General features: G+C 68.9%; 20 protein-coding genes. 18 read left to right on the top strand and 2 right to left on the bottom strand.

Annotated features, from left to right (window positions below):
* The first annotated feature begins 99 nt into the window (after positions 1-99).
* The 18 genes from GGD82_RS12640 (at position 100) to GGD82_RS12555 (ending at position 18,172) form a co-directional block, all read left to right on the top strand.
* Positions 100-888, top strand: a complete 789-nt coding sequence (locus tag GGD82_RS12640; protein WP_150062594.1) for a DeoR/GlpR family DNA-binding transcription regulator — start codon at positions 100-102, stop codon at positions 886-888.
* The gene (glpD, locus tag GGD82_RS12635; protein ID WP_150062593.1) at positions 885-2,456 is read left to right on the top strand and encodes a glycerol-3-phosphate dehydrogenase; all 1,572 of its coding nucleotides are present in this window, start codon (positions 885-887) and stop codon (positions 2,454-2,456) included. Before GGD82_RS12640 ends, glpD begins: the two co-directional genes overlap by 4 nt.
* A gap of 59 nt (positions 2,457-2,515) precedes the next feature.
* Positions 2,516-4,006 carry a glycerol kinase GlpK gene (glpK, locus tag GGD82_RS12630; RefSeq protein ID WP_150062592.1) on the top strand — a complete coding sequence of 497 codons (1,491 nt, stop codon included), beginning with the start codon at positions 2,516-2,518 and terminating at the stop codon, positions 4,004-4,006.
* A 257-nt stretch (positions 4,007-4,263) separates the two neighbouring features.
* Positions 4,264-4,767, top strand: coding sequence for a 3-hydroxyacyl-ACP dehydratase FabZ family protein (locus tag GGD82_RS12625; RefSeq protein WP_150062591.1), 504 nt, complete (start codon positions 4,264-4,266; stop codon positions 4,765-4,767).
* A gap of 5 nt (positions 4,768-4,772) precedes the next feature.
* Positions 4,773-5,822 carry a YhdH/YhfP family quinone oxidoreductase gene (locus GGD82_RS12620; protein ID WP_170284301.1) on the top strand — a complete coding sequence of 350 codons (1,050 nt, stop codon included), beginning with the start codon at positions 4,773-4,775 and terminating at the stop codon, positions 5,820-5,822.
* Between the two features lie 46 nt (positions 5,823-5,868).
* Entirely contained in the window at positions 5,869-6,108 is a 240-nt protein-coding gene (locus GGD82_RS21435) for an acyl carrier protein (protein WP_170284300.1), read from the top strand.
* Complete coding sequence (locus GGD82_RS12610) at positions 6,105-7,529, top strand: AMP-binding protein (protein WP_170284299.1); 1,425 nt, start codon at positions 6,105-6,107, stop codon at positions 7,527-7,529. Before GGD82_RS21435 ends, GGD82_RS12610 begins: the two co-directional genes overlap by 4 nt.
* Positions 7,499-8,584: a LuxE/PaaK family acyltransferase gene (locus GGD82_RS12605; RefSeq protein ID WP_150062588.1), complete on the top strand. Its 1,086-nt coding sequence runs from the start codon at positions 7,499-7,501 to the stop codon at positions 8,582-8,584. The genes GGD82_RS12610 and GGD82_RS12605 overlap by 31 nt, the downstream gene beginning before the upstream one ends.
* On the top strand, positions 8,565-9,821 hold the full coding sequence (locus tag GGD82_RS12600) for an acyl-CoA reductase (protein WP_221240785.1): 1,257 nt from the start codon (positions 8,565-8,567) through the stop codon (positions 9,819-9,821). Before GGD82_RS12605 ends, GGD82_RS12600 begins: the two co-directional genes overlap by 20 nt.
* Before the next feature lie 64 nt (positions 9,822-9,885).
* Complete coding sequence (fabZ, locus tag GGD82_RS12595; protein WP_150062586.1) at positions 9,886-10,353, top strand: 3-hydroxyacyl-ACP dehydratase FabZ; 468 nt, start codon at positions 9,886-9,888, stop codon at positions 10,351-10,353.
* Between the two features lie 6 nt (positions 10,354-10,359).
* On the top strand, positions 10,360-11,970 hold the full coding sequence (locus tag GGD82_RS12590) for a GMC family oxidoreductase (protein ID WP_150062585.1): 1,611 nt from the start codon (positions 10,360-10,362) through the stop codon (positions 11,968-11,970).
* 18 nt (positions 11,971-11,988) lie between these two features.
* Complete coding sequence (locus GGD82_RS12585) at positions 11,989-12,423, top strand: gluconate 2-dehydrogenase subunit 3 family protein (RefSeq protein ID WP_150062584.1); 435 nt, start codon at positions 11,989-11,991, stop codon at positions 12,421-12,423.
* Positions 12,420-13,205: an SDR family NAD(P)-dependent oxidoreductase gene (locus tag GGD82_RS12580; RefSeq protein ID WP_150062583.1), complete on the top strand. Its 786-nt coding sequence runs from the start codon at positions 12,420-12,422 to the stop codon at positions 13,203-13,205. The genes GGD82_RS12585 and GGD82_RS12580 overlap by 4 nt, the downstream gene beginning before the upstream one ends.
* 18 nt (positions 13,206-13,223) lie before the next feature.
* Complete coding sequence (locus GGD82_RS12575; protein WP_211364774.1) at positions 13,224-14,099, top strand: transketolase; 876 nt, start codon at positions 13,224-13,226, stop codon at positions 14,097-14,099.
* The gene (locus GGD82_RS12570) at positions 14,096-15,076 is read left to right on the top strand and encodes a transketolase family protein (protein WP_150062582.1); all 981 of its coding nucleotides are present in this window, start codon (positions 14,096-14,098) and stop codon (positions 15,074-15,076) included. The genes GGD82_RS12575 and GGD82_RS12570 overlap by 4 nt, the downstream gene beginning before the upstream one ends.
* 85 nt (positions 15,077-15,161) lie before the next feature.
* Complete coding sequence (locus tag GGD82_RS12565; RefSeq protein WP_150062581.1) at positions 15,162-16,100, top strand: AAC(3) family N-acetyltransferase; 939 nt, start codon at positions 15,162-15,164, stop codon at positions 16,098-16,100.
* Positions 16,097-17,422, top strand: coding sequence for a DUF4910 domain-containing protein (locus GGD82_RS12560; RefSeq protein ID WP_211364773.1), 1,326 nt, complete (start codon positions 16,097-16,099; stop codon positions 17,420-17,422). The genes GGD82_RS12565 and GGD82_RS12560 overlap by 4 nt, the downstream gene beginning before the upstream one ends.
* Positions 17,423-17,512: 90 nt before the next feature.
* Positions 17,513-18,172, top strand: a complete 660-nt coding sequence (locus tag GGD82_RS12555; RefSeq protein ID WP_150062580.1) for an NAD(P)H-binding protein — start codon at positions 17,513-17,515, stop codon at positions 18,170-18,172.
* A 189-nt stretch (positions 18,173-18,361) separates the two neighbouring features.
* On the opposite strand, the gene infC is transcribed toward GGD82_RS12555, so the two are convergent.
* Together infC and thrS are read right to left on the bottom strand one after the other, a co-directional pair.
* Positions 18,362-18,883, bottom strand: coding sequence for a translation initiation factor IF-3 (infC, locus tag GGD82_RS12550; protein ID WP_150062579.1), 522 nt, complete (start codon positions 18,881-18,883; stop codon positions 18,362-18,364).
* Positions 18,884-18,952: 69 nt separating this feature from the next.
* The gene (gene thrS / locus GGD82_RS12545) at positions 18,953-20,941 is read right to left on the bottom strand and encodes a threonine--tRNA ligase (protein ID WP_150062578.1); all 1,989 of its coding nucleotides are present in this window, start codon (positions 20,939-20,941) and stop codon (positions 18,953-18,955) included.
* Between the last annotated feature and the right edge of the window lie 1,008 nt (positions 20,942-21,949).

Genomic DNA, 21,949 nt, shown 5'->3' with positions numbered 1-21,949 from the left:
CGAAACGCGCTTTTTCGCAGATGCAGCATGCTCGCGCCGACGCACCCCGTGCCGGCCCCGCCGAGACCGAAAGGGAGCGGCTCCGCCGCCAAGCGGACGATGGAGACTCTTTCCCCCCGCCAGTCGGATATCCTGGCGATGGCCCGCCGCGACGGCCGGGTCACCGTGGACGGTCTCTCCGCCCATTTCGGGATGACGCCGCAGACCATCCGCCGCGATCTGAACGAACTGTGCGAGCGCCAACTGCTGAAGCGCACCCACGGCGGCGCCATGTTCCCGTCCGGGGTCTCCAACCTGCGCTATGACGCGCGCCGCACCATGGCGGCGGACGGCAAGCGCAGCATCGGCCGCCGGGTGGCGGAACTGATCCCCGACAACTGCTCGACCATGCTGAACATCGGCACTACGACCGAGCAGGTGGCGGTCGCCTTGCGGGCCCACGAAGGGCTCATGACGGTGACCAACAACATCAACGTCGCCAACATCCTGCGCGATGCGCCGGGCGTGGACGTGGTGATCGCCGGCGGCGTGCTGCGGCCGTTCGACGGCGGCATCATCGGCGACGCCACGGTCGCCTTCCTGTCGGAATACAAGGTGGATTTCGCCGTCATCGGGGCCTCGGCCATCGATCCGGAGGACGGCACGGTGTTGGACTACGACCATGCCGAGGTCCGCGCCGCCCGCGCCATCCTGACCCACGCGCGCAAGACCATCCTGGTCGCCGACAACATGAAATTCGCCCGCAGCGCCCCGCTGCGGATCGCCCCCCTGACAGACATCGACATCTTCGTCACCGACCGGCCGCCCCCGGATGCCATCCGCGTCCTGTGCGGCGAGGGGGGCGTGCGGCTGGAGGTCACGGAGACCGAGGAGGACCCGGATCCATGAACGAGGGTGGGACCGACCGACCGGCGGGTCAAACGCCGGATGGGGAGACGCGCGACGTGAAGGCACGCAACGGGGGCGCGTGTGACGTGGACGTGTTCATCGTCGGGGGCGGCATCAACGGCGCGGGCATCGCGCGCGACGCGGTCGGGCGCGGCTTCTCCGTCGCCCTGTGCGAGATGAACGACCTCGCCAGCGGCACCTCCTCCGCCTCGACCAAGCTGATCCATGGCGGCCTGCGCTATCTGGAGCACTACGAGTTCCGGCTGGTGCGCGAAGCCCTGATGGAGCGCGAGGTCCTGTGGGCGGCCGCGCCACACATCATCTGGCCGCTGCACTTCGTGCTGCCCCATCAGCGGGCGATGCGGCCGAAGTGGCTGCTGCGGCTCGGTTTGTTTTTGTACGACCACATCGGCGGCCCCCGCCACCTGCCGGGCACGCGGGTGCTGAACCTGCGCACCGACCCGGCGGGCGCGCCGCTGAAGCCGGAGATGAGGACCGGATTCGAGTATTCGGACTGCTGGGTGCAGGACGCCCGCCTGACCGTGCTCAACGCCCGCGACGCCGCCGACCGGGGCGCCACCATCCTGGTGCGGACCGAATGCGTCGGGCTGACGCGCGCCGGGGACCATTGGGAGGTCCGCTTGCGCGACCACACCGACGGCACCGAGCGCACAATGACGGCCCGGCTGGTGGTCAACGCGGCCGGCCCCTGGGTGGACCGGCTGCTGCACGGCCCCCTGGGCCGCCCGGAGTCGCATAATGTGCGGCTGGTCCAGGGCAGCCACATCGTGGTGCCGCGCGTGTTCGACCACGACCGCTGCTACATCTTCCAGAACCCGGACGGGCGCATCATCTTCGCCATCCCCTACGAGGATAAGTTCACCCTGATCGGCACCACTGATCACGAGTACCACGGCGATCCCGGCGCCGTGCGCATCACGCCGGAGGAGACGGAGTACCTGTGTTCGGCGGCCAGCGCCTATTTCCGCGCCCCGATCACCCCGGATCAGGTGGTCTGGAGCTACTCCGGCGTGCGGCCCCTGTTCGACGACGGCGCGGGCAAGGCGCAGGAGGCCACCCGCGACTATGTCCTGCGGGCCGACCCGGAGCCCGGCGCCCCGCTGCTCAACATCTTCGGCGGCAAGATCACCACCTACCGCCGCCTCGCCGAGTCCATGCTGACCCGGATCGAGGAGCACCTGGGCCGGCGCGGCGGTCCCTGGACCCACGACACCCCCCTGCCCGGCGGCGCCTTCCCCAAAGAAGGCTTCGACACCCTCGTCGGTACGTTCCAGGCGGCCTATCCCGGCCTGCCGGCCGCGCTGCTGCGGCGGCTCGCCCGCGCCTACGGCACCGACACCCCGACCGTCCTGGGCGAGGCACACACGACCGACGACCTCGGCCACCACTTCGGCGCCGACCTGTATGAGGTCGAGGTCCGCTTCCTGATGGATCGCGAATGGGCGCGCACGGCCGAGGACGTGCTGTGGCGTCGCTCCAAGCTCGGCCTGCGGCTGACGGCGGCGGAAGCCGCCGCGCTGGAGGACTGGATTGCCCGGCCGCAATAGGCCGGGCCGGCGCCCGCGGCACCGCCCGCGGCGCCACCATAAATGGAGGGAACCGTACCATGAGTGGATATGTGCTGGCCATCGACCAGGGAACCACGTCGACCCGGTCCATCGTCTTCAGCGATCGCTATGCGGTTGCCGGCACCGGCCAGCGGGAGTTCACACAGCACTTCCCGCGCTCCGGCTGGGTCGAGCACGAGCCGGACGACCTGTGGACCACGACGGTGGACACCATGCGGCTCGCGCTGGCCGACGCCGGCCTGTCGGCCACCGACATTGCGGCCATCGGCATCACCAACCAGCGCGAGACGACCCTGATCTGGGACCGCGAAACCGGCAAGCCCATCCACCGCGCCCTGGTCTGGCAGGACCGCCGCACCGCCGATCTGTGCAGCCGCTTGTCCGCCGACGGGCTGGAACCCCTGGTCACCGAACGCACGGGGCTGATCATCGACCCCTATTTCTCGGGCTCCAAGATCGCGTGGCTGCTGGACACGGTGGAGGGGGCCCGGGAGCGCGCCGAGGCCGGCACGCTCGCCTTCGGCACCGTCGACACCTGGCTGATCTGGAACCTGACCGGCGGCAAGCGGCACGTCACCGACGCCACCAATGCGTCACGTTCCATGCTGTACGACATCAACCGCAACACCTGGGACGACGACCTGCTGCGCGCCCTGAACATCCCGCGCGCGCTGCTGCCCGAGGTGCTGGACTGCGCCGACGACTTCGGCACCACCGACCCCTCGATTCTCGGCACCGGCATTCCCATTCGGGGCGTCGCCGGCGACCAGCAGGCGGCCATGGTCGGGCAGGCCTGCTTCAGCCCGGGCATGATCAAGTCCACCTACGGCACCGGCTGCTTCGCGCTCATCAACACCGGGACCGACCGGGTGGCGTCGAAAAACCGGCTGCTGACCACCATCGGCTACCGCCTGAACGGCGTGACGACCTACGCCCTGGAGGGCGCGATCTTCATCGCCGGGGCGGCGGTGCAGTGGCTGCGGGACGAGCTGGGCGTGATCGAGCGCGCCGATCAGTCCGGCCCGCTGGCGGCGCAGGCGGATCCGGAGCAGGCGGTCTATCTGGTGCCCGCCTTTACGGGGTTGGGTGCGCCACACTGGGACCCGCACGCCCGGGGTGCGCTGTTCGGCCTGACGCGGGCGACCGGTCGCTGCGAGCTGGCGCGGGCGGCGCTGGAGTCCGTCTGCTATCAGACCGCCGACCTGTCGCAGGCCATGCACGACGACTGGTCGCATGAGAACGAGCGCACCGTGCTGCGCGTCGACGGCGGCATGGTGGCCAGCGACTGGACCATGCAGCGGCTTGCCGACCTGCTGGGCGCCCCCGTCGATCGGCCGATGGTGCTGGAGACGACGGCGATGGGCGCGGCCTGGCTGGCCGGACACAAGGTGGGGGCCTGGCCCGACGCCGAGGGCTTCGCCACAGGCTGGCGCCTGGAACGCCGGTTCGAGCCCAACCTGGATGAGGCCTCACGCGAACGTGGCCTCGCGGGCTGGCGCGACGCGGTCCAGCGCACCCTGACGCGATAGCCTCTCTCCCATCCCGATAGCCACCTCCCGGACACGGGCGGCCGCCTCATCTCGGCCGCCCGTTCGTGTCTAACCATTTCCCACGCGCGGCCGTTCCGGGCCGCGCGAACAGGGCCGTTTGCGCGGGGCGGTGAAATGATTTGATATGATAACAACTTGCGCATACAATCTCAGGTAAATCCTGCCATACGTTCCTTATACGAAATGTTTAGGTTCTTGCGCCACGCTGCATATCCAGGACACGGCATGCATTCCGGATGGCCACGCCGTCCAAATCAAAGGGTTTCCCCATGCCTCAGCCTATGTCGCGCGCGGACATCGCGTCCCGGCTGGACATTACCGACCCCTTTCTGATGATCGATACCTTTGAAACACTCGAACCTGGCCGACGCGCGCGCGCAACTAAAGAGTTACATAGCAACGCTTGGTTTTTTGCCTGCCACCTTCCTGCGTTACAGGTCATGCCGGCGACTCTTCAGCTTGAGGGTATGCTGCAAACCCTGGTACTGCTGATCTACGCGGCCGGTGACCATGGCGCCCACCGTGCCTATGTCACCAACGTGAAGAGCCAGCTCAGCGCCACCGCGACGCCGGGTCAGACGATCACGTTCGACGCCGAACTGTCCGCGTTTCGCCGAGGCATCGCCACAGGTACGGTCACCACCACCGCCAACGGCGTGCACCTGAGCCGGGGTGAGTTCCGCTATGCCTCTCCCCACCTGATGGCCGCGCCGGTCCCCCCCCCATCGCGGACATCTTGACGGGAGTGATCCCCATCGTTCACCCTGATCATAATCTGATCTTTCAGGCCCTCGTCGTCCGCAAGGGCGCGGAACGGACGTTTTCCTATGCCCTGGAGACACGCACCCTCGCCGATCTGCCCCCGGACGAGGTGCTGATTCGCGTGCACGCCTCGACCATCAACTACAAGGATTGCCTGTCCTGCCAGGGGCATCCGGCGATCACGCGGCGCTTTCCCCACACGCCGGGAGTGGACGCGGCCGGCGTGGTCGAGGCCAGCGCCGACCCCGCGTGTCAGCCCGGCGACCGGGTCGCGGTCATCAGCCACGCCATGGGCATGAACACGCCCGGCGGCTTCGGCCAGTATGTGCGCGTGCCGGCGGCCTGGGTCATGCCGCTGCCGGATGCGCTGTCGTTCCACGAGGCGATGGCCTACGGCACCGCCGGGTACACCGCCGTCCTGGCCGTCGAGGCGCTGGAGGCGGCGGGATCGTCGCTGGCCGGCGCGCAGGCGCTCGTCACCGGCGCGACGGGCGGACTGGGCGCGTTCGCCGTCGCCCTGCTCAGCGCGCGCGGCGCCGAGGTCACCGCCGTCACCGGCAAGACCGACGAGGCCGCCCGCGCGTTCCTGTCGGCCATCGGTGCCGCCCGGATCCTGCCGCGCGACGCCTTCGAGGACACCACCGGCCGCAACATGCTGGTCCCGGCCTGGGATGTCGCCGTGGACGTGGCCGGCGGGACCACGCTGTCCACCGTGCTCCGGTCGATGCGTGACGGCGGCGTGGTGGCCGTGACGGGCATGGTGCAGGGGACCGCCTTCGAGGCCAACGTGCTGCCGTTCATCTTGCGCGGCGTGCATGTGGTGGGCATCAACGCCGAGGCCACAACGCCCGAGCGGCGGCGCGCCGTCTGGGCCCGGATGGCCGACACCGCCAAGCCGGCCGCCTTGCCGGCGCTCTATTCCGTGGTCGGGCTGGCCGACCTGCCGGCCGCCATCGAAACGGTCGCGGCGGGGCGTCACCTCGGCCGCATCGTCGTGGACCTGGGTGGCGCGGACGCCTCCGCCCCGGTCTGACGCCTTCTACCCATCCCGTCCGTCCCATCCGGTCATGGAGAGACCCGTGAGCAACAAAGAAAAGTACGATCAGGTGTTTGTCGAGAGCTTCTCCGTCTCCCCCGACGTCCTGAACGCCGATTTCGTGTACCAGTGCGTGCCGCAATGGGACTCGGTCGGCCATATGGCCATGATCGCGGCCCTGGAAGATACCTTCGACATCATGATGGAGACCGAGGACATCATCGAGTTCAGCTCCTACACCGTTGGCAAGGAGAAGCTGAAAAAGTACGGAGTGGAGGTGTGACCCACCCCCTCGTCACCGTTCGCGACCCGGACGCCGTCGCCGTCATCACCGAGGACGGCCGGGCGGTGCGGTACGCGGACCTTGTCGGGGACATCGACCGGGTCGCGGCGACCCTGCCGCCGCGCGCGGTGCTGCTGATCCTGGGGCGCAACGATTACACCACCCTGGTGCATTACCTCGCCGCCCTACAGAGCGGCACCGTGCCCCTGATCCTGGCCGCCGACACCCAGCCGGACCACGTTCGGCGGCTGGTGGCGGCGTTCTCGCCCCCGCTGGTGCTGGCCGAGCCCACGGCCGCCGCCGCGCTGGAGGCGCTGGAGCCGCTCGGCGCGGCGGACCGCTACACCCTGTACCGCAACACCGCCTCCACGGCGCCCGACACGCATCCGGATCTGGGCTATCTGGCCACCACGTCGGGCTCGACCGGGTCGCCCAAGCTTGTCCGGCTGACGCGGGCGAACCTGATCGCCAACGCCGCGTCGATCGTCGAATACCTGGAGATCGGCCCCGAGGACCGCGCCGCCGCGTCGCTGCCGATCGGGTATTCCTATGGTCTGTCGGTCATCAACAGCCACCTGATGGCCGGGGCGTCCATCGTGCTGTCCGACCGCTCCCTGATGGAACAGGCGTTCTGGCAGCAGATGCGGGCGGCCGGAATCACCAGCTTCGCCGGGGTGCCCTATCATTACGAGATGCTGCTGCGGTTGCGGCTGGAGCGGCTGAAGCTGCCCACCCTGACCAAGATGACGCAGGCCGGCGGACGCCTCGCCCCGCCGCTGATCGAGACCGTCCACGCCGCCTGCCAGGGGCTCGGCATCCGGTTCTGGACCATGTACGGCCAGACCGAGGCCGCGCCCCGCATCTCGTACTTGCCCGACGCGGACACGTTGCGCAAACTGGGCAGCATCGGGCGCGCCATCCCGGGCGGGCGCCTGTGGATCCGTGACGACGACGGCGCCGACATCACCGCCACCGGACAGGTGGGCGAGTTGATCTACGAAGGGCCGAACGTCGGCCTGGGCTACGCCAGATGCGCCGCCGATCTGTCCCGGGGCGACGACAACCGAGGTGTTTTGCGGACCGGCGACCTCGCGCGATGCGACGACGATGGCTATCTGTTCCTGGAAGGCCGGCGCAGCCGGTTCCTGAAGATCTACGGCAACCGCATTTCGCTCGACCAGGTCGAACGATGGCTGGCCGAGCAGGGGCTGGAGGGCGCCGCCCAGGGCCGGGACGATCATCTTTCGGTGGTGGTGGTCCATACACCGGGCCAGGACGCGGAGGCGCTGCGCCGGGACCTGGCCGTCTGCGCCGGGATCAACGCCGCCGCCGTCGCCGTCCACACCATCGCCGCCCTGCCCCGACTGCCGACCGGAAAGGTGGACTACCCATGCCTGAGTCGCATGATCCCGTCCCCGTGACGGACTGGCCCGCGTTCGGCCTCGCCGGGCCGGACAAGCGGGAGCGCATTCTGGCGGAACTGCGGCGGCTGACCCGGCATCATCGGGACGCCTGCCCGCCCTACCGCGCCATCGTGGACAAGCTAGGCTTCCCGACCGACACCCTCGACACGTTGGAGGACGTGCCGTTCCTGCCGGTGCGGCTGTTCAAACGCCACCGCCTGCTGAGCGTGCCCGACGGCGACGTGGTCAAGACCATGACCTCCTCCGGGACCAGCGGTCAAAGCCGGTCGCAGATCGTCCTCGATAAGACCACCAGCGCGCTTCAGGTCAAGGTGCTGTCGCGCATCATGGCGGAGGTCATCGGCCCGAAGCGCCTGCCCATGCTGGTGATCGACGGCCGGGCCACGGTGGCGGATCGCTACCGCTTCTCGGCGCGGACGGCGGGGATCCTCGGGTTCTCCATGTTCGGCCGCGACGTCGCCTATGCGCTGAACGACGACATGACCCTGAACCGGGAGGGCACGCGCGCCTTCCTGGACAAGCACGCCGGCCAGGACATCCTGGTGTTCGGGTTCACCTTCATCGTCTGGCGCCATTTGATCCGCGCGCTGGAAGAGGCGGGGGAGAGCCTGCCCCTCGAGGGCGGCATCCTGATCCACGGCGGCGGCTGGAAGCAGCTTCTGGCGCAGGCGGTCGCGCCCGATGCGTTTCGCGCGCGTGTCGCGGGCGTCACCGGGATGACGCGGGTTCACAATTACTACGGCATGGTGGAGCAAACCGGGTCCATCTTCATGGAATGCGGCGAGGGTCGGTTGCATGCCTCCGCCTGGTCGGAGATCGTGATCCGCGATCCGGGGACCTTCGCGCCGCTGCCGCCGGGGGAGAGCGGGCTGGTGCAGCTTCTGTCCGTCCTGCCGCACAGCTACCCGGGGCACTCCCTGCTGAGCGAGGACGTCGGCCACATCCTGGGCCGGGACGATTGCCCCTGCGGGCGCGCGGGCACCACCCTGCGCATCGAGGGCCGGTTGGAACACGCGGAAATCCGAGGGTGCAGTGATACCTATCCCCCCTGACCCGATGCCGCCCGAGATCGCGGCTGCCCAGACGGTCGTCGTGGGCGATCCGGCCCAGATCACCAACCGGCCCGCCCCGGTGTGGGACCCCGCGCGGTTGGCGTTCCTGGCCGATGTGTCGCGCACCCTGTTGGCCCTGCCGGCGGCGCGCGCCCTGCCCGACGTCGTGACCTTCGCCTATTGGGCGCGGGCCGCGCATCTGGCGGCCTTGAAGGCCAATGCGGCCGCCTCCACCGAGGCCCCCGCCGACCCGGCGACGCGGCGCCCTCAAGTCGGCCTGGGGCTGGTGTTCCACGTCTGCCCCGCCAACGTGCCGGTCAACGCCGCGTTTTCGCTCGCGTTCGGGCTGCTGGCCGGCAACAGCAACGTGGTGCGCCTGCCCAGCGCGGAGTCCGCCACCCTCACCACCCTCGTCGGGGCGCTCTCTACGGTGCTGGCCGAACCCCGGCACGCCGCCATGGCGGCGGCGGTGCTGCTGGTGCGCTACCCCCGCGACGACGCGGTCAACGCCTACTGGTCGGCGCGGGCCGACGGCCGGGTGGTGTGGGGCGGGGATGCGACCGTGCAGCACATGCGCGGCTTCCCCCTGCCGCCGCGCGGACGCGAGGTTTCGTTCCCCGACCGCTACTCCCTGTGCACGCTGAAGGCTGAGGCGGTTCTGGCGCTGGATGACGCCGGCCTGAGCACCCTGTGCGGCCATCTGTACAACGACGTCTACATCATGGAGCAGGCGGCGTGTTCCTCGCCGCAACTCGTCGCCTGGGTGGGTGACGCGGACACCGTGGCCGCCGCGCAGGCCCGCCTGTGGCCGGCCTTCGCCGCGCATGTGGACGGGCGGCACCGGATCCCGCCCATCCGTGTCATGGATAAGTTCGTCGCGGCCTGCGAGAGCGCGCTGGCCCCGGACGTGACCGCCGTGCACCGCCACGGCAACGCCCTGTACCGGATCGCGATGGCGGCCCCACGCTCGGACCAGGAGACCTGCCGGGGCACGAGCGGTACCCTGCACGAGGTCGTGCTGCCCAGCCTGGAGTCCCTGGCCCCCATGGTCAGCGACCGTTACCAGACCTTAACCTCTTTCGGGCACCCTCGGGACGATCTGACAGCCTTCGTCGTGTCCCATGGTCTGCGCGGCATCGACCGTGTGGTGCCGGTCGGTCAGGCGCTCGACATGGGCCTGATCTGGGACGGGTACGACATCATCGGCAGCCTGTCCCGCGTGATCGACGTGCGGTAAGGACACCGCGTTGGCTGGCGGTGCGCGCCTTTTCGTTTTCTCCGCATCCGGATCGGGACAGCCTATGGACTCGTTCAGCCTCGACTGCCGTGAACTGCAAGCCTACCAGCCCAATCGCTACCCCTTCCTGATGATCGACCATGTGGACGAGGTGGCGCCCGGACAGTTCGCGCGCGGCTACAAGAACCTCACGTTGAACGAGTGGTACTTTCCGGTGCATTTCCCGGACGGGCCGAACATGCCCGGCGCCCTGCAACTGGAGGCGCTGGCCCAGATGCTGACCGTGGCCATCACCACGTTGCCAGGCCTGAAGGGCAAGGTGACCCATGCGCTCCAGCACACTGTGCGCTTCCGGCGGGAGGTGGTGCCGGGCGAGAAATTCGAGATCCTGGCCGAGGTCCTGTCGTGGAAACGCGGTATCTGCAAAGGGAAGGGCACCGCCACGGTAAACGGCGAGATCGCCTGTGAGGCCGATATGATGATCACCATCCCCGAGATCCTGGAACAGTACCTGCCGCGCGCGAAAGGCTGACGGCGGATGGATCCGGTCGACGTCGTCATTGTCGGATCGGGCGCCAGCGGCGCGGCGGCGGCGTGGAGCCTGAGCCGCGCCCCCGCCCTGCGCGTGGTCTGTCTGGAGCAGGGCGAGGCGCCCGACCCGGCGCGCTACCCAACGACCCGACCCGACTGGGAGGTGAGCCGCCACACCACGGCCAGCCCGTTCCCGAACGAGCGGGCGGGCGCGGCGGACTATCCGGTGGACGACCGGGCGTCCCCCATCGCCATCGCCAACTTCAACGGCTTCGGCGGTAGCACGATCCTGTATTCGGGTCATGTTCCGCGCTTTCATCCGTCCGACTTCCGCACCCGCAGCCTGGACGGCGTCGGCGAGGACTGGCCGCTGGGCTACGATGACCTCGCGCCCTACTTCGCCGAGAACGAGCGCCATATGGGCGTCGCCGGTCTGGGGGGCGATCCGGCCTATCCGGACGACGACCGGCCCCTGCTGCCACCGGTGCCGCTGGGCCCGATGGGCCGGGCGCTGGGCCACGCCTTCAACGCGCTCGGCTGGCACTGGTGGCCCTCGTATGGCGCCATCAACACGCGCAGCCACGCCGGGCGCCCGACCTGCGTGAACCTAGGGCCGTGCAACACCGGCTGCGCCCAGGGTGCAAAGGGCAGCGTCGATGTGACCTATTGGCCGGAGGCTCGCCGCCAGGGCGTGGAGGTCCGCACCGGCTGCACCGTGGTCGAGGTGATGCTGGACGGGCGGGAGCGCGCCACCGGCGTGCGCTACATCGCCACGGACGGCGTCGAGCACGTGCAGCCCGCCGCCGTGGTCGTGCTGGCGTGCAGCGGCATCGGCACGCCCCGGCTGCTGCTGCACTCGACCTCGACGGCGTTTCCGGACGGCCTGCTGAACGACACCGGGCTGGTGGGCCGTAACCTGATGCTGCACCCGCTGGGCTTCACCGAAGGGGTGTTCGACACCGATTTGCGCTCCAGCGTCGGGCCGCAGGGCTGCTGCCTCCTGTCCCAGCAGTTCTACGAGACCGATCCGGCCCGCGATTTCGTGCGCGGCTATACCATGCACATCCTGCGCGGCGCGCCCCCGGCCGAGACGGCGATCACCGGCTATCTGATGCGCCGCATTCCGCTGGGGGCGGAGCATCACCGCCGCTTCGCCGAGACGTTCAACCACACCGCCGGCATCGCCGTGATCGCGGAGGACCTGCCCGACCCCGCCAACCGGGTGACGCTGGACCCGGACCACACCGACCGGCACGGCATGCCCGGGGTCAGGGTGACCTATGCGCTGGGCGAGAACACCAAGCGCATGCTGGCCCACGGCCTCGCCCGCAGCAAGGAGGTGTTCGCCGCCGCCGGGGCGCGCGTGACGGCCTCCTTCGCGCCGGTGCGCCACACCGGCTGGCACCTGATGGGCACGGCCCGGATGGGCAGCGATCCGAAGACCTCGGTGGTCAATGCGTTCGGACAGGCGCACGCCGTGCCGAACCTGTTCATCGTCGACAGCAGCGTGTTCGTGACCGCCGGTGCGGTGAACCCGGTCGCCACGGCCCAGGCGCTGACCCTGCGCATGTGCGACCACCTGCGGGATCATCCCGCGATCACGGCACGGGCGGCCTAAATCCTTGGAGACACGGCCATGAGGAAAGAGGCCTCCCTCACGACGCTGATCGACGCCATCCTGCCGGGGGATGCGGGCCTCGGCCTGCCGGCCGGATCGCGCGTCGGCGTGCCGGCGTTCCTGGAGAGCCATGGGCTGGCCGCCGACGCCGCCGTCCTGCTCTCCCAGGTGGAGACCGTAGCCCGCGACCGCTTCGGCATCGGCTTCGCGGCTCTGGAGGCGCCGGACCGGGTGACCTGCGTCGAACGCGCCAAACGGGCCGACATGCACCGGGCCAGCGGCGTGCTGGTAGCCTGCCTGCGCGCTTACTACACCGACCCGGGCGTGCTGCGCGCCCTGTCGGCCGGCGCGGTGCCGCCATTCCCCGACGGCAACGCCCTGGACGACGACGACTGGACCCTGTTGGAACCCGTGTACGAGAGGGGGCCGATCCATCGGCCCGTGCCGTCATGACCCAGACCCATGGGGAGAGGCCCCATCCCGCCGCGGCCCCCCTTCTCGACGGCAAGGTGGCCGTCGTCACCGGCGCCAACCGGGGCATCGGCCGCGCCATCGCGGACGTCTTCCGCGCCCACGGCGCCCATGTGCTGGCCTGCGCCCGCGCGGCCGAACCGGTCCCGGCGCGCGCGGCCGACGATCCCGAGCACGCCGCCCCGGGCGGGGAGACCCCGATCCCGCTGGATCTGGCCGACGCGGCCTCGATCAAGGCGGCGATCAAGGCCATCCGGGCGGCCGCGCCCCGCGTCGATATCCTGGTGAACAACGCCGGCGTGGCCAGCGGCGGCCTGTTCCAGATGACCACGCTGGCCGAGATGCGCGCGGTGTTCGAGGTGAATGTCTTTGGCCCCCTGGCACTGACCCAGGGCGTCGCCCGCCTGATGGCCCGCACCGGCGCCGGGTCGATCATCAATCTGTCGTCGGTGGCGGCGGACCGGCCGGACCCCGGCACTCTGGCCTACGGCGCCAGCAAGGCCGCGCTGGCGCGGGCGACCCGCAGCCTCGCGACCGAACTGGGCGGCCAGGGCATCCGGGTCAACGCCATCGCCCCCGGCGTGACCGAAACCGCCATGCAGGACGAGATGGATCCGGCCGCGCGGGACGCCCTGATCGGGGCCTCGGCGCTGAACACGGCGGCCACGCCGCAGGACATCGCCAACGTGGCGCTGTTCCTGGCGTCGGACCTGTCCTCCCACATCACCGGCCAGACTCTCCGCGTCGACGGCGGCATCGTCTGAACGATGAGGACTCCCCCCATGACTTCCGAGATGACTTCCGCGACCTCCCATCCCGACCTGGCGCGCATGGCCGCGTTCATGCGCCGCAAGATCCTGGACGTCAGTTACACGTGTGGCCTGACCGCACACCTGGGCGGCGGGCTGTCCATGGTGGACGTCATGGCGGTGCTGTACGGCCATGTCCTGCGCCTGGATCCGAAGACCCCGCGCTGGCCCGACCGGGACCGCTTCATTCTGAGCAAGGGGCACGGCGTGCTCGGGTTCTATCCGGCGCTGCTGGCGGCGGGGCTGATCTCCGAGGAGGTGTTCGCCACCTTCCAGGCCAACGGCAGCGCCCTGATCGCGCACCCGGTCATGAACCTGGACCTCGGCATTGAGTCGTCCAACGGCAGCCTCGGCCACGGGCTGTCCATGGGCGTCGGCATCGCGCTAGCGGCCCGCAAGAAGCGCGCGGGGTTCAAGACGGTGGTGCTGCTGGGCGACGGGGAGTGCAACGAGGGCGCCGTCTGGGAGGCCGTCATGCTCGCCGCGCAACTGGGGCTCGACAGCCTGACGGCCGTGGTGGACCACAACAAGCTGCAAAGCGACGGCGAGAGCCGCGACATCATGCAGGTCGGCAACATGGCCGAGCGGTTCGCCGCCTTCGGCTGGCACGCGCTGGAGGTGGACGGCCACGACATCGACGCGCTGGTGACCGCCTTCGACGCGCCCGCACCCGCCGGCCGACCCCGGGTCATCGTCGCCCACACGATCAAGGGCAAGGGCGTGCCCTTCATGGAAAACGACAACACGTGGCACCACAAGCGGCTGACCAAGGCCGACCACGAGGCGGCCCTGGCCGCGCTGACCGCCCGTGGGGGAGGCGAGGCCGCCGCGACGGAGGACGCACCATGATGGAGATCACCCCCCGCACCGCCCGGCAGTGGTCGCGCCTCGGCTCCCGCGGCATCTTCGGGCAAGCGATCCTGTCGGTGGCGGAGGACCATCCGGAGCTGATGGTGCTGTCCGCCGACCTGGGCAACTCCTCCGGCCTGGACCGCTTCAAGGCCGCCTACCCCGACCAGTTCCTCAACACCGGCATCGCCGAGCAGAACATGATCGGCGTGGCGGCCGGGCTCGCCAAGGAGGGGTTCACCGTCTTCGCCACCTCCTTCGCGCCGTTCATCGCCATGCGGGCCAGCGAACAGGTGCGCATGAACCTGGGCTACATGGAGATGAACGTGAAGGCCGTCGCCATCGGCAGCGGCATCGCCATGGGCCTGCTGGGCAACTCCCATTTCGGGTTGGAGGACGTGGCCGTCATGCGCGCCATCCCCAATCTGACGGTGGTCTGCCCGGCCGACTGCGCCGCGATCATCAAGACCGTCGAGGCGGCGGTGGCGTTCGACGGCCCCATGTACATCCGGCTGACCGGCGCCGCCAACAACCCGCCGGTCTACACCGAGGACTTCGCCTTCCAGATCGGCCGGGCGATTCCCCTGCGCGACGGCGGCGACGTCGGGCTGGTGGCCTGCGGCACCATGGTCCATGTGGCCCTGCGCGCGGCGGACGCGCTCGCCGAACAGGGCATCGCGGCCAGCGTGATCGACATGCACACCCTGAAGCCGCTGGACGGCGCCGCGCTGGACGCCCTGGCGGCGCGGGTGCCGGCGCTGGTGACGGTGGAGGAACACACCGTCATCGGCGGGCTGGGTAGCGCGGTGGCGGAGCACACGGCGGCGCAGCCCGATCGGGTGCGGCATCTGGCGCTCGGCCTGCGGGACGCCTTCGTCAAGACGGGCCAGTACGAGTACATGCTGGAGCAGGAGGGCCTCGTCGGCCCGGCCGTCGCCGAGCGGGTGCGGGCGTTCCTGCGCGAAGAGCGCACGTAGAGGAGGCACTTTCTTACCGAGATATCTATCCTGATCGCGGCCGCTGATTTATCCTTAGGAATCCAAAACAGCCGGCAATAATTCAATGAGTGCAACGACTTTCTCTAGCCCGGTTCTGCGCGCCGCCGAGGCCCTGTTGGCGCAGGTTGAACCGGCGCTGATCCGCGATCCGGCGGGCGTCATCTGGGTGTCCCTGGACTTTATGGCCCTGCTGCGCGCGACGGCGGCGCGGCCGGACGAGTCGGAGGCCTTGGCGGACCACGCCCTGTCCGTTCTGCGCGAGGCGGCGGGGCCGGGCGCGACCCTCCTGGTCTCCGCCTTCAGCTTTACCTTCCCCCAGACCGGCCGGTTCGACGCCGCCACCACCCCCGTGCAGACCGGCGCCTTCGGCGGCCTGCTGCTGAGGCGGTATCCGGAGGCCCGCACCCTCAACCCGTTCTATTCGTTCCTTGCCTTCGGCGCGCGCGCCGAGGAGGTGCTGGCCAACCGTTCCCCGCACAGCACCGGCCCGGACAGCATCTTTGAATGGGTGATAGACCAGGGGACGGATTTGGTGACCCTCGGCCACCACTACATCAAGTCCCTGTCCTCGGTTCACCACGCGGAGGAACTGGCCGGGGTCGATTACCGCTACCGCAAGAGCTTCCCCGGCCGCGTTACCGGCCAGGGCGAGACGATCGACGGGACCTATACGTTCTTCGTGCGCGATCTCGACACCTGCGGCCACTCGTCGATCACACGCGCGGGCGACGCCCATTTGCGCGCCCAGGGTCTGGTGGACACATGGCTCGTCGGCACCGGCCGACGCCGGATGCTGGCGCACCGCCTGAACCTCGCCGCCGCGCACGCGATCCTGGTGGACGACCTGCGCCGCGACGCGCCCCGCCTTGTCGATTACCTGGGGCCGGGGCGGGAGGACCGGCCGGTCGTCACCGGCCCGATGGCGAACACGCTATACCTGGAGGAACTCGCGACCTTCCGCGACGCGAACGCTCCATCCGACCAGGAGACGCAGGCGTCATGACACGAACAGCCCTTTCCCCCGCCGATCGGGAGACCGGCGCGGCGATGCACGGCTGGGCCCGGGACCTGTACCCGATCCGGCGCAGCCTCACCGGCCCCGGCGTCCGCCAGACGCTGCACTATCTGCAGGGCCTCATCCCGGACCTGACCCTGCACGAGGTCCCCACGGGCACCCAGGCGTTCGACTGGACCGTGCCGGATGAGTGGGCCGTGACGGAGGCCTATATTGAGGATCAGGCCGGGCGGCGGATCGTGGACTATGCCGACCACACCCTGCACCTGCTGGGCTATTCCGAACCCGTGGACGCCTGGATGAGCCGGGAGGATCTGGACGCCCACCTGCATTCCCTGCCTGATCAGCCGGACTGGATTCCCTACGTCACCAGCTATTACAAGCGCCGCTGGGGGTTCTGCCTCACCCATCGTCAGCGCGAGGCGCTGCCCGACGGCGACTACCACGTGGTCATCCGCTCCACCCTGGCGCCGGGGTCGCTGACCTACGGCGAGGTGATCCTGCCCGGCCGCGAGGCGGACGAGATCCTGCTGTCCACCTACATTTGCCACCCGTCGATGGCCAACAACGAGCTGTCCGGCCCCGTCGTCACGACGGCCCTAGTCCGTTGGCTGGCCGCGCAGCCGGACCGGCGCTGGACCTATCGCATCGTGTTCCTGCCGGAGACCATCGGCTCCATCGTCTATCTGTCCCGCCATCTGGAGGCGATGAAGGCCCGCACCCTCGCCGGGTTCGTGGTGACCTGCGTGGGGGACGAGCGCGACCACTCCATGATGGCGTCGCGACTGGGGGACACGCTGGCCGACCGGGTCGGGCGCCATGTGCTGGACCACACGGTGGAGCGCTACACACCCTATAGCTTTTTGGAGCGCGGCAGCGACGAGCGCCAATATTGCAGCCCGGGGGTCGATCTGCCCGTGGTGTCCCTGATGCGCAGTCGGTACGGCGCCTACCCGGAGTACCATACCTCGGCCGACGACTTGTCGCTGGTCACCCCGGACGGGCTCGCCGGAGGGTTCGCGGTTCTGCGCGACGCGCTCGCCCTGCTGGAGCGCTACGGCTATTACCGCGTGACCACGCCGTGCGAACCGCAGCTCGGCAAGCGAGGTCTCTATCCCACGCTCAGCACCAAGGAGTCCGGCGCCCAGGTGCGGACCATGATGAACGTCATCGCCTATTGCGACGGCCGCCACGACCTGATCGCCCTGGCGGAGCGGTGCGAGGTGTACGCGGGGGACATCCTGTCGATCCTGGACACGCTGGTGAGCAACGGCCTGTGCGAATGGCACAAGACGCCGGTGGCGGGGTGAGCGTCCGCGTGGCGCGTTGTTTTTAGGCAAGCGAACCGGACGCATGGTCCCTACCTGTGTCGGCAGACGGACGACAAAGGATGGACCGGTATGAACGTGTTTGTGATCGGCGCCACCGGTGGCATTGGTCACCGCCTGCTGCCCCTGCTGCGCGACGCCGGCCACGCGGTGGTCGGCCTGCATCGCAAGCCGGAGCAGGCCGACGCCATCGCCAAAGCCGGCGCGACCCCCGTGCTCGGCGATATCATCGCCATGACCGAGGACGATGTCGCCCAGGCGGCCCAGGGCTGCGATGTGATCGTGTTCTCGGCCGGGGCGGCGGGCAGCGGGTTGGACCAGACCACGGCCATCGACGGCGACGGGCCGGGCAAGGTGATGGCGGCGGCGCGGCGACTGGGTATCCGGCGGTTCTATCTGGTGTCGGCCTTCCCCGAGGCGGGGCGCTGGCGCGAGACGAATCCCCGCTTCGAACACTACATGGCCGAAAAGAAGCGCGCCGACGTGGACGTGGCGGCGTCGGACCTGGACTGGGTGATCCTGCGGCCCGGGACGCTGGTGCACGAGGACGGCGATGGCGCGGTCTCGCTCGGCCTCGCACTGCCCTATGGCAACGTCGCGCGCGGCAACGTCGCCCGGGTCCTGGCCGGACTGATCGACCGCCCCGCGATCACCCGCCGCATCCTGGAACTCACCGACGGCGAAACCCCGGTCGCGACGGCCCTCGACGCCGTCCAGGCCACGACGGCCTGACCGTCCCGGTGCTGGCAACGCCAAGCCCGGCGTCAGACCCGGCGCACCGACAAAAAAGGGGAGCGGCCCGACGGCCGTCCCCCTTTTTCATGTCGGTCTGCTTCGTATCGGTCTGCGGACGCATCCCGAGGGGCACACCCGGCCCCGTCACAGACGCCTCATCACAGGATCCGCATCCGGTGACGCCGACTACCGCGGCGCCATCACCATGATCATCTGGCGGCCTTCCATCTTCGGGAGCTGCTCGACCTTGGCCAGTTCGGCCATGTCGTCGCGGACCCGAATCAGCACCTTCATGCCGAGATCCTGGTGCGCCATTTCGCGCCCGCGGAAGCGCAGGGTCACCTTGACCTTGTCACCATCCGACAGGAACTTGTGGCAGTTCTTCATCTTCACGGCGTAATCGTGCTCATCGATATTCGGTCGGAGCTTGATCTCCTTAACCTCGATGACCCTCTGCCGCTTCTTGGCCTCGTTCTTTTTCTTCTGGGCTTCGTACTTGAACTTTCCGTAGTCCAGAATCTTGCACACCGGCGGGTCCGCGTTCGGCGAGATCTCCACGAGATCGAGCCCCGCATCCAGGGCACGCTGCATCGCCTCGCGCGCGGGCACAACGCCGACGTTTTCTCCGTCCTCGTCGATCAGGCGCACCTGCGGCACGCGGATCGCTTCATTGACGCGCGGCCCGTCGCGGGTCGGTGGCGCCGTCATGGGTGGTCTAGCTATGGGATTGCCTCTTCTTCTATGTCACACGGAACGAATGAGTCGGGTCCAGGCCGGTCAGGCGACCCGGTCCACGGTGTCCGGCGCGGCGGAGTCGCCCGCCAGACGGGCCAGATCCGGGGCCAAGGATTCCAGCTTTAGTGTATTCAGCGCGTCCTTGAGCGCAAGGACTTCTTGACGGGTTCCGCCCAGTCGACGCAGAGCCACCGTGCGCTCTTCGGCCTCGCGCTTGCCGACAACGGCGATCACGGGAACCTTCGCGTGCGAATGTTCGCGTACCTTGTAGTTGATCTTCTCGTTGCGCAGGTCCAGCTCCGCCTTCATCCCGGCCCGGCCGAACGCCGCCGCCACCTCGCGGGCGTAGTCGTCGGCCTCGCCGGTGATCGTGGCGACCACCACCTGCACCGGGGCCAGCCAGAGCGGGAACTTGCCGGCGTGATGCTCGATAAGCACGCCCGTGAAGCGCTCCAGCGAGCCGAACATGGCGCGGTGAATCATCACCGGCACGTGGCGTTCGCCGTCGGCGCCGACGTAGCTGGCGTCGAACCGTCCCGGCAGGTTGAAGTCCACCTGAACGGTGCCGCACTGCCAGTCGCGACCGATGGCGTCGCGCAGCACGTATTCCAGCTTCGGCCCGTAGAAGACGCCCTCGCCGGGGTTGACCGAGGCCTTGATGTGGCCGTTGCCCTCGGCCACCACCTCGTCGAGCACGCCCTGGAGCGCCGCCTCAGCCGCGTCCCACAGCTCTTCCGAGCCCACCCGCTTCTCCGGCCGCGTGGCCAGTTTGATCGTCAGGTCCTCGAATCCGAAATCCCGGTAGAGACCGAGGATCAGGCTGTTGAGCTTCAGGCACTCCTCGCGCAACTGATCCGGCGTGCAGAACGTGTGCGCGTCGTCCTGCGTGAAGCTGCGCACCCGCAGCAGGCCGTGCAGGGCGCCGGACGGCTCGTACCGATGCACCTTGCCGAACTCCGCGATCTTCAGCGGCAGTTCGCGGTAGCTGCGCAGCGCGTTCTTGTAGACGGCCATGTGGCCGGGGCAGTTCATGGGCTTGAGGGCGAAGTCGCGCTCGTCCTCCGTCTTGGTCGTGAACATGTTCTGGCGGTAGTTCTGCCAGTGACCGGAGATCTCCCACAGACTGCGGTCCATCATGTCCGGCGTGTTCACCTCGACGAAGCCCGCCTCGCCCTGGCGCCGCCGCACGAAGCTGATCAGCGTCTGGAACAGCGTCCAGCCCTTGGAGTGCCAGAACACCGAGCCCGGGGCGTAGTCCTCGAAGTGGAACAGGTCCATCTCGCGGCCAAGGCGGCGGTGATCGCGCTTTTCCGCCTCCTCCAGCATGTGGAGGTAGTCCTTGAGCTGCTTGTCCGTGGCCCAGGCCGTGCCGTAGATGCGCTGCAGCATGGGGTTGCGCGAGTCGCCGCGCCAGTAGGCGCCGGCCAGCTTGGTCAGCTTGAACGCCTTGCCCAGCTTGCCCGTGGACGGCAGGTGCGGCCCCCGGCACAGGTCCTTCCAGTCCCCCTGGCGGTAGACCGTGATGGTCTCGCCCTCGGGCAGGTCGGAAATCAGCTCGGCCTTGTACTGCTCGCCGATCTCCGTGAAGTGGGCGATGGCCGCGTTGCGGTCCCAGACCTCGCGCGTAATGGCCTCGTCGCGGTCCACGATCTCGCGCATGCGGGCCTCGATCTTGTCCAGATCGTCCGGCGTGAACGGCTCGTCGCGGGCGAAGTCGTAGTAGAAGCCGTTCTCGATCGCCGGGCCGATCGTGACCTGCGTGCCGGGATACAGCTCCTGCACCGCCTCCGCCATCACATGCGCGGCGTCGTGCCGGATGAGATCCAGCGCGGCCTCTTCATCCTTGGCGGTGATGAGGGCCACCGTAGCGTCCGTCTCGATCGGTCGGGTCAGGTCCCACGGCGCGCCATCCACGGTGCAAGCCAGTGCGGCCTTGGCGAGGCCCGGGCCGATGTCGCGGGCAATGTCGAGGCCCGTGACCGGTCCCTCGAACTGGCGTTGACTGCCGTCGGGCAGCGTGATGGCAACCATGGACTGTACCTTCATTCAAAGGGAAGGCCCGGGCAAAGCGCGGGGAACCGGGCAAAAATGGGTGGAGAAAGGCCGGCATCCCGCCTGCGTCCCGCCGGGGGCGGGAAGGGGCGCGGCGGCCGAGGCACGCGGCGCCTGGGCGGGGGGCCGAATGTGACGCATTACCCCCGCGTGGGGGTTCGCGTGGTCAGGAACGCGCGCGGAGTGGTGCCGTCGCAGCGGGTGCGACCGGACATCAAGGGCCGAAGGGCGGCGGGCGCGATCATGGCACTGAATCGTCACATCATAAAAAGAAAGGCGGATCCGGCGCTACGACACCAGACTCCGGAAAGCTTAGTGTCCGTGCGCGCATTGTCAAGCGTCGGTCCCGTCTGTGCGCCATGAGAAGGGCGGCGGCGTGGGGCGTGGACCGATCCGGTCCGCTCCTGCCGCCCCGGTGACGCCCTCCCTCTCACTGTCTTGCACGGACGGCGTGTTGCAAATGTCGCCTGTTCACGTATAAAAAATGTTGTGTTTTTATAAAAATCGTTGTTTTTTGTCGTGATCTCGCGGGAAGGTGGCCCCCGTTTACAGGGTTGGGTGCGCCTCCCTATGGACCGGACCCCATTGCTGGGATCCGCCTTAGGTGGGGGACCGGACACACGCGCCGGACCCTGAGGCATGTCCGTATGGATCCGAACCCGCATGGTTGGCGGACCGGGCCCTCCACCTACCCAAACGCTCCAAGGGTCGGCGTCCCGTCCGGATGCGATGCCCAGAAGGCCGCCGGTTCATCCGCAGGCCGAACGCATGTGACCCGATGTGTTTGTATTCCGCGCTCGGGTCGTTTGATCGGACCGCACATCGTCATCGTAATCGGGTCCGAGCGCGCCGGTTCGAGTTGGTTGGGATTGCCTCGGGTGGGGCCGAAGAGGGGGGGTCCAATCCGGATACATAGGTAACAGAACAGACCGGAGACATGGGTAACAGGTCGTCAAGATGGTCGCGGAGGTGCGGCCATGGTTTGGA

The organism is Roseospira marina, from assembly GCF_014197855.1.
GTDB classification, from domain to species: Bacteria; Pseudomonadota; Alphaproteobacteria; order Rhodospirillales; family Rhodospirillaceae; genus Rhodospira; species Rhodospira marina.
This window is presented reverse-complemented; position numbering and strand designations above follow the sequence as displayed.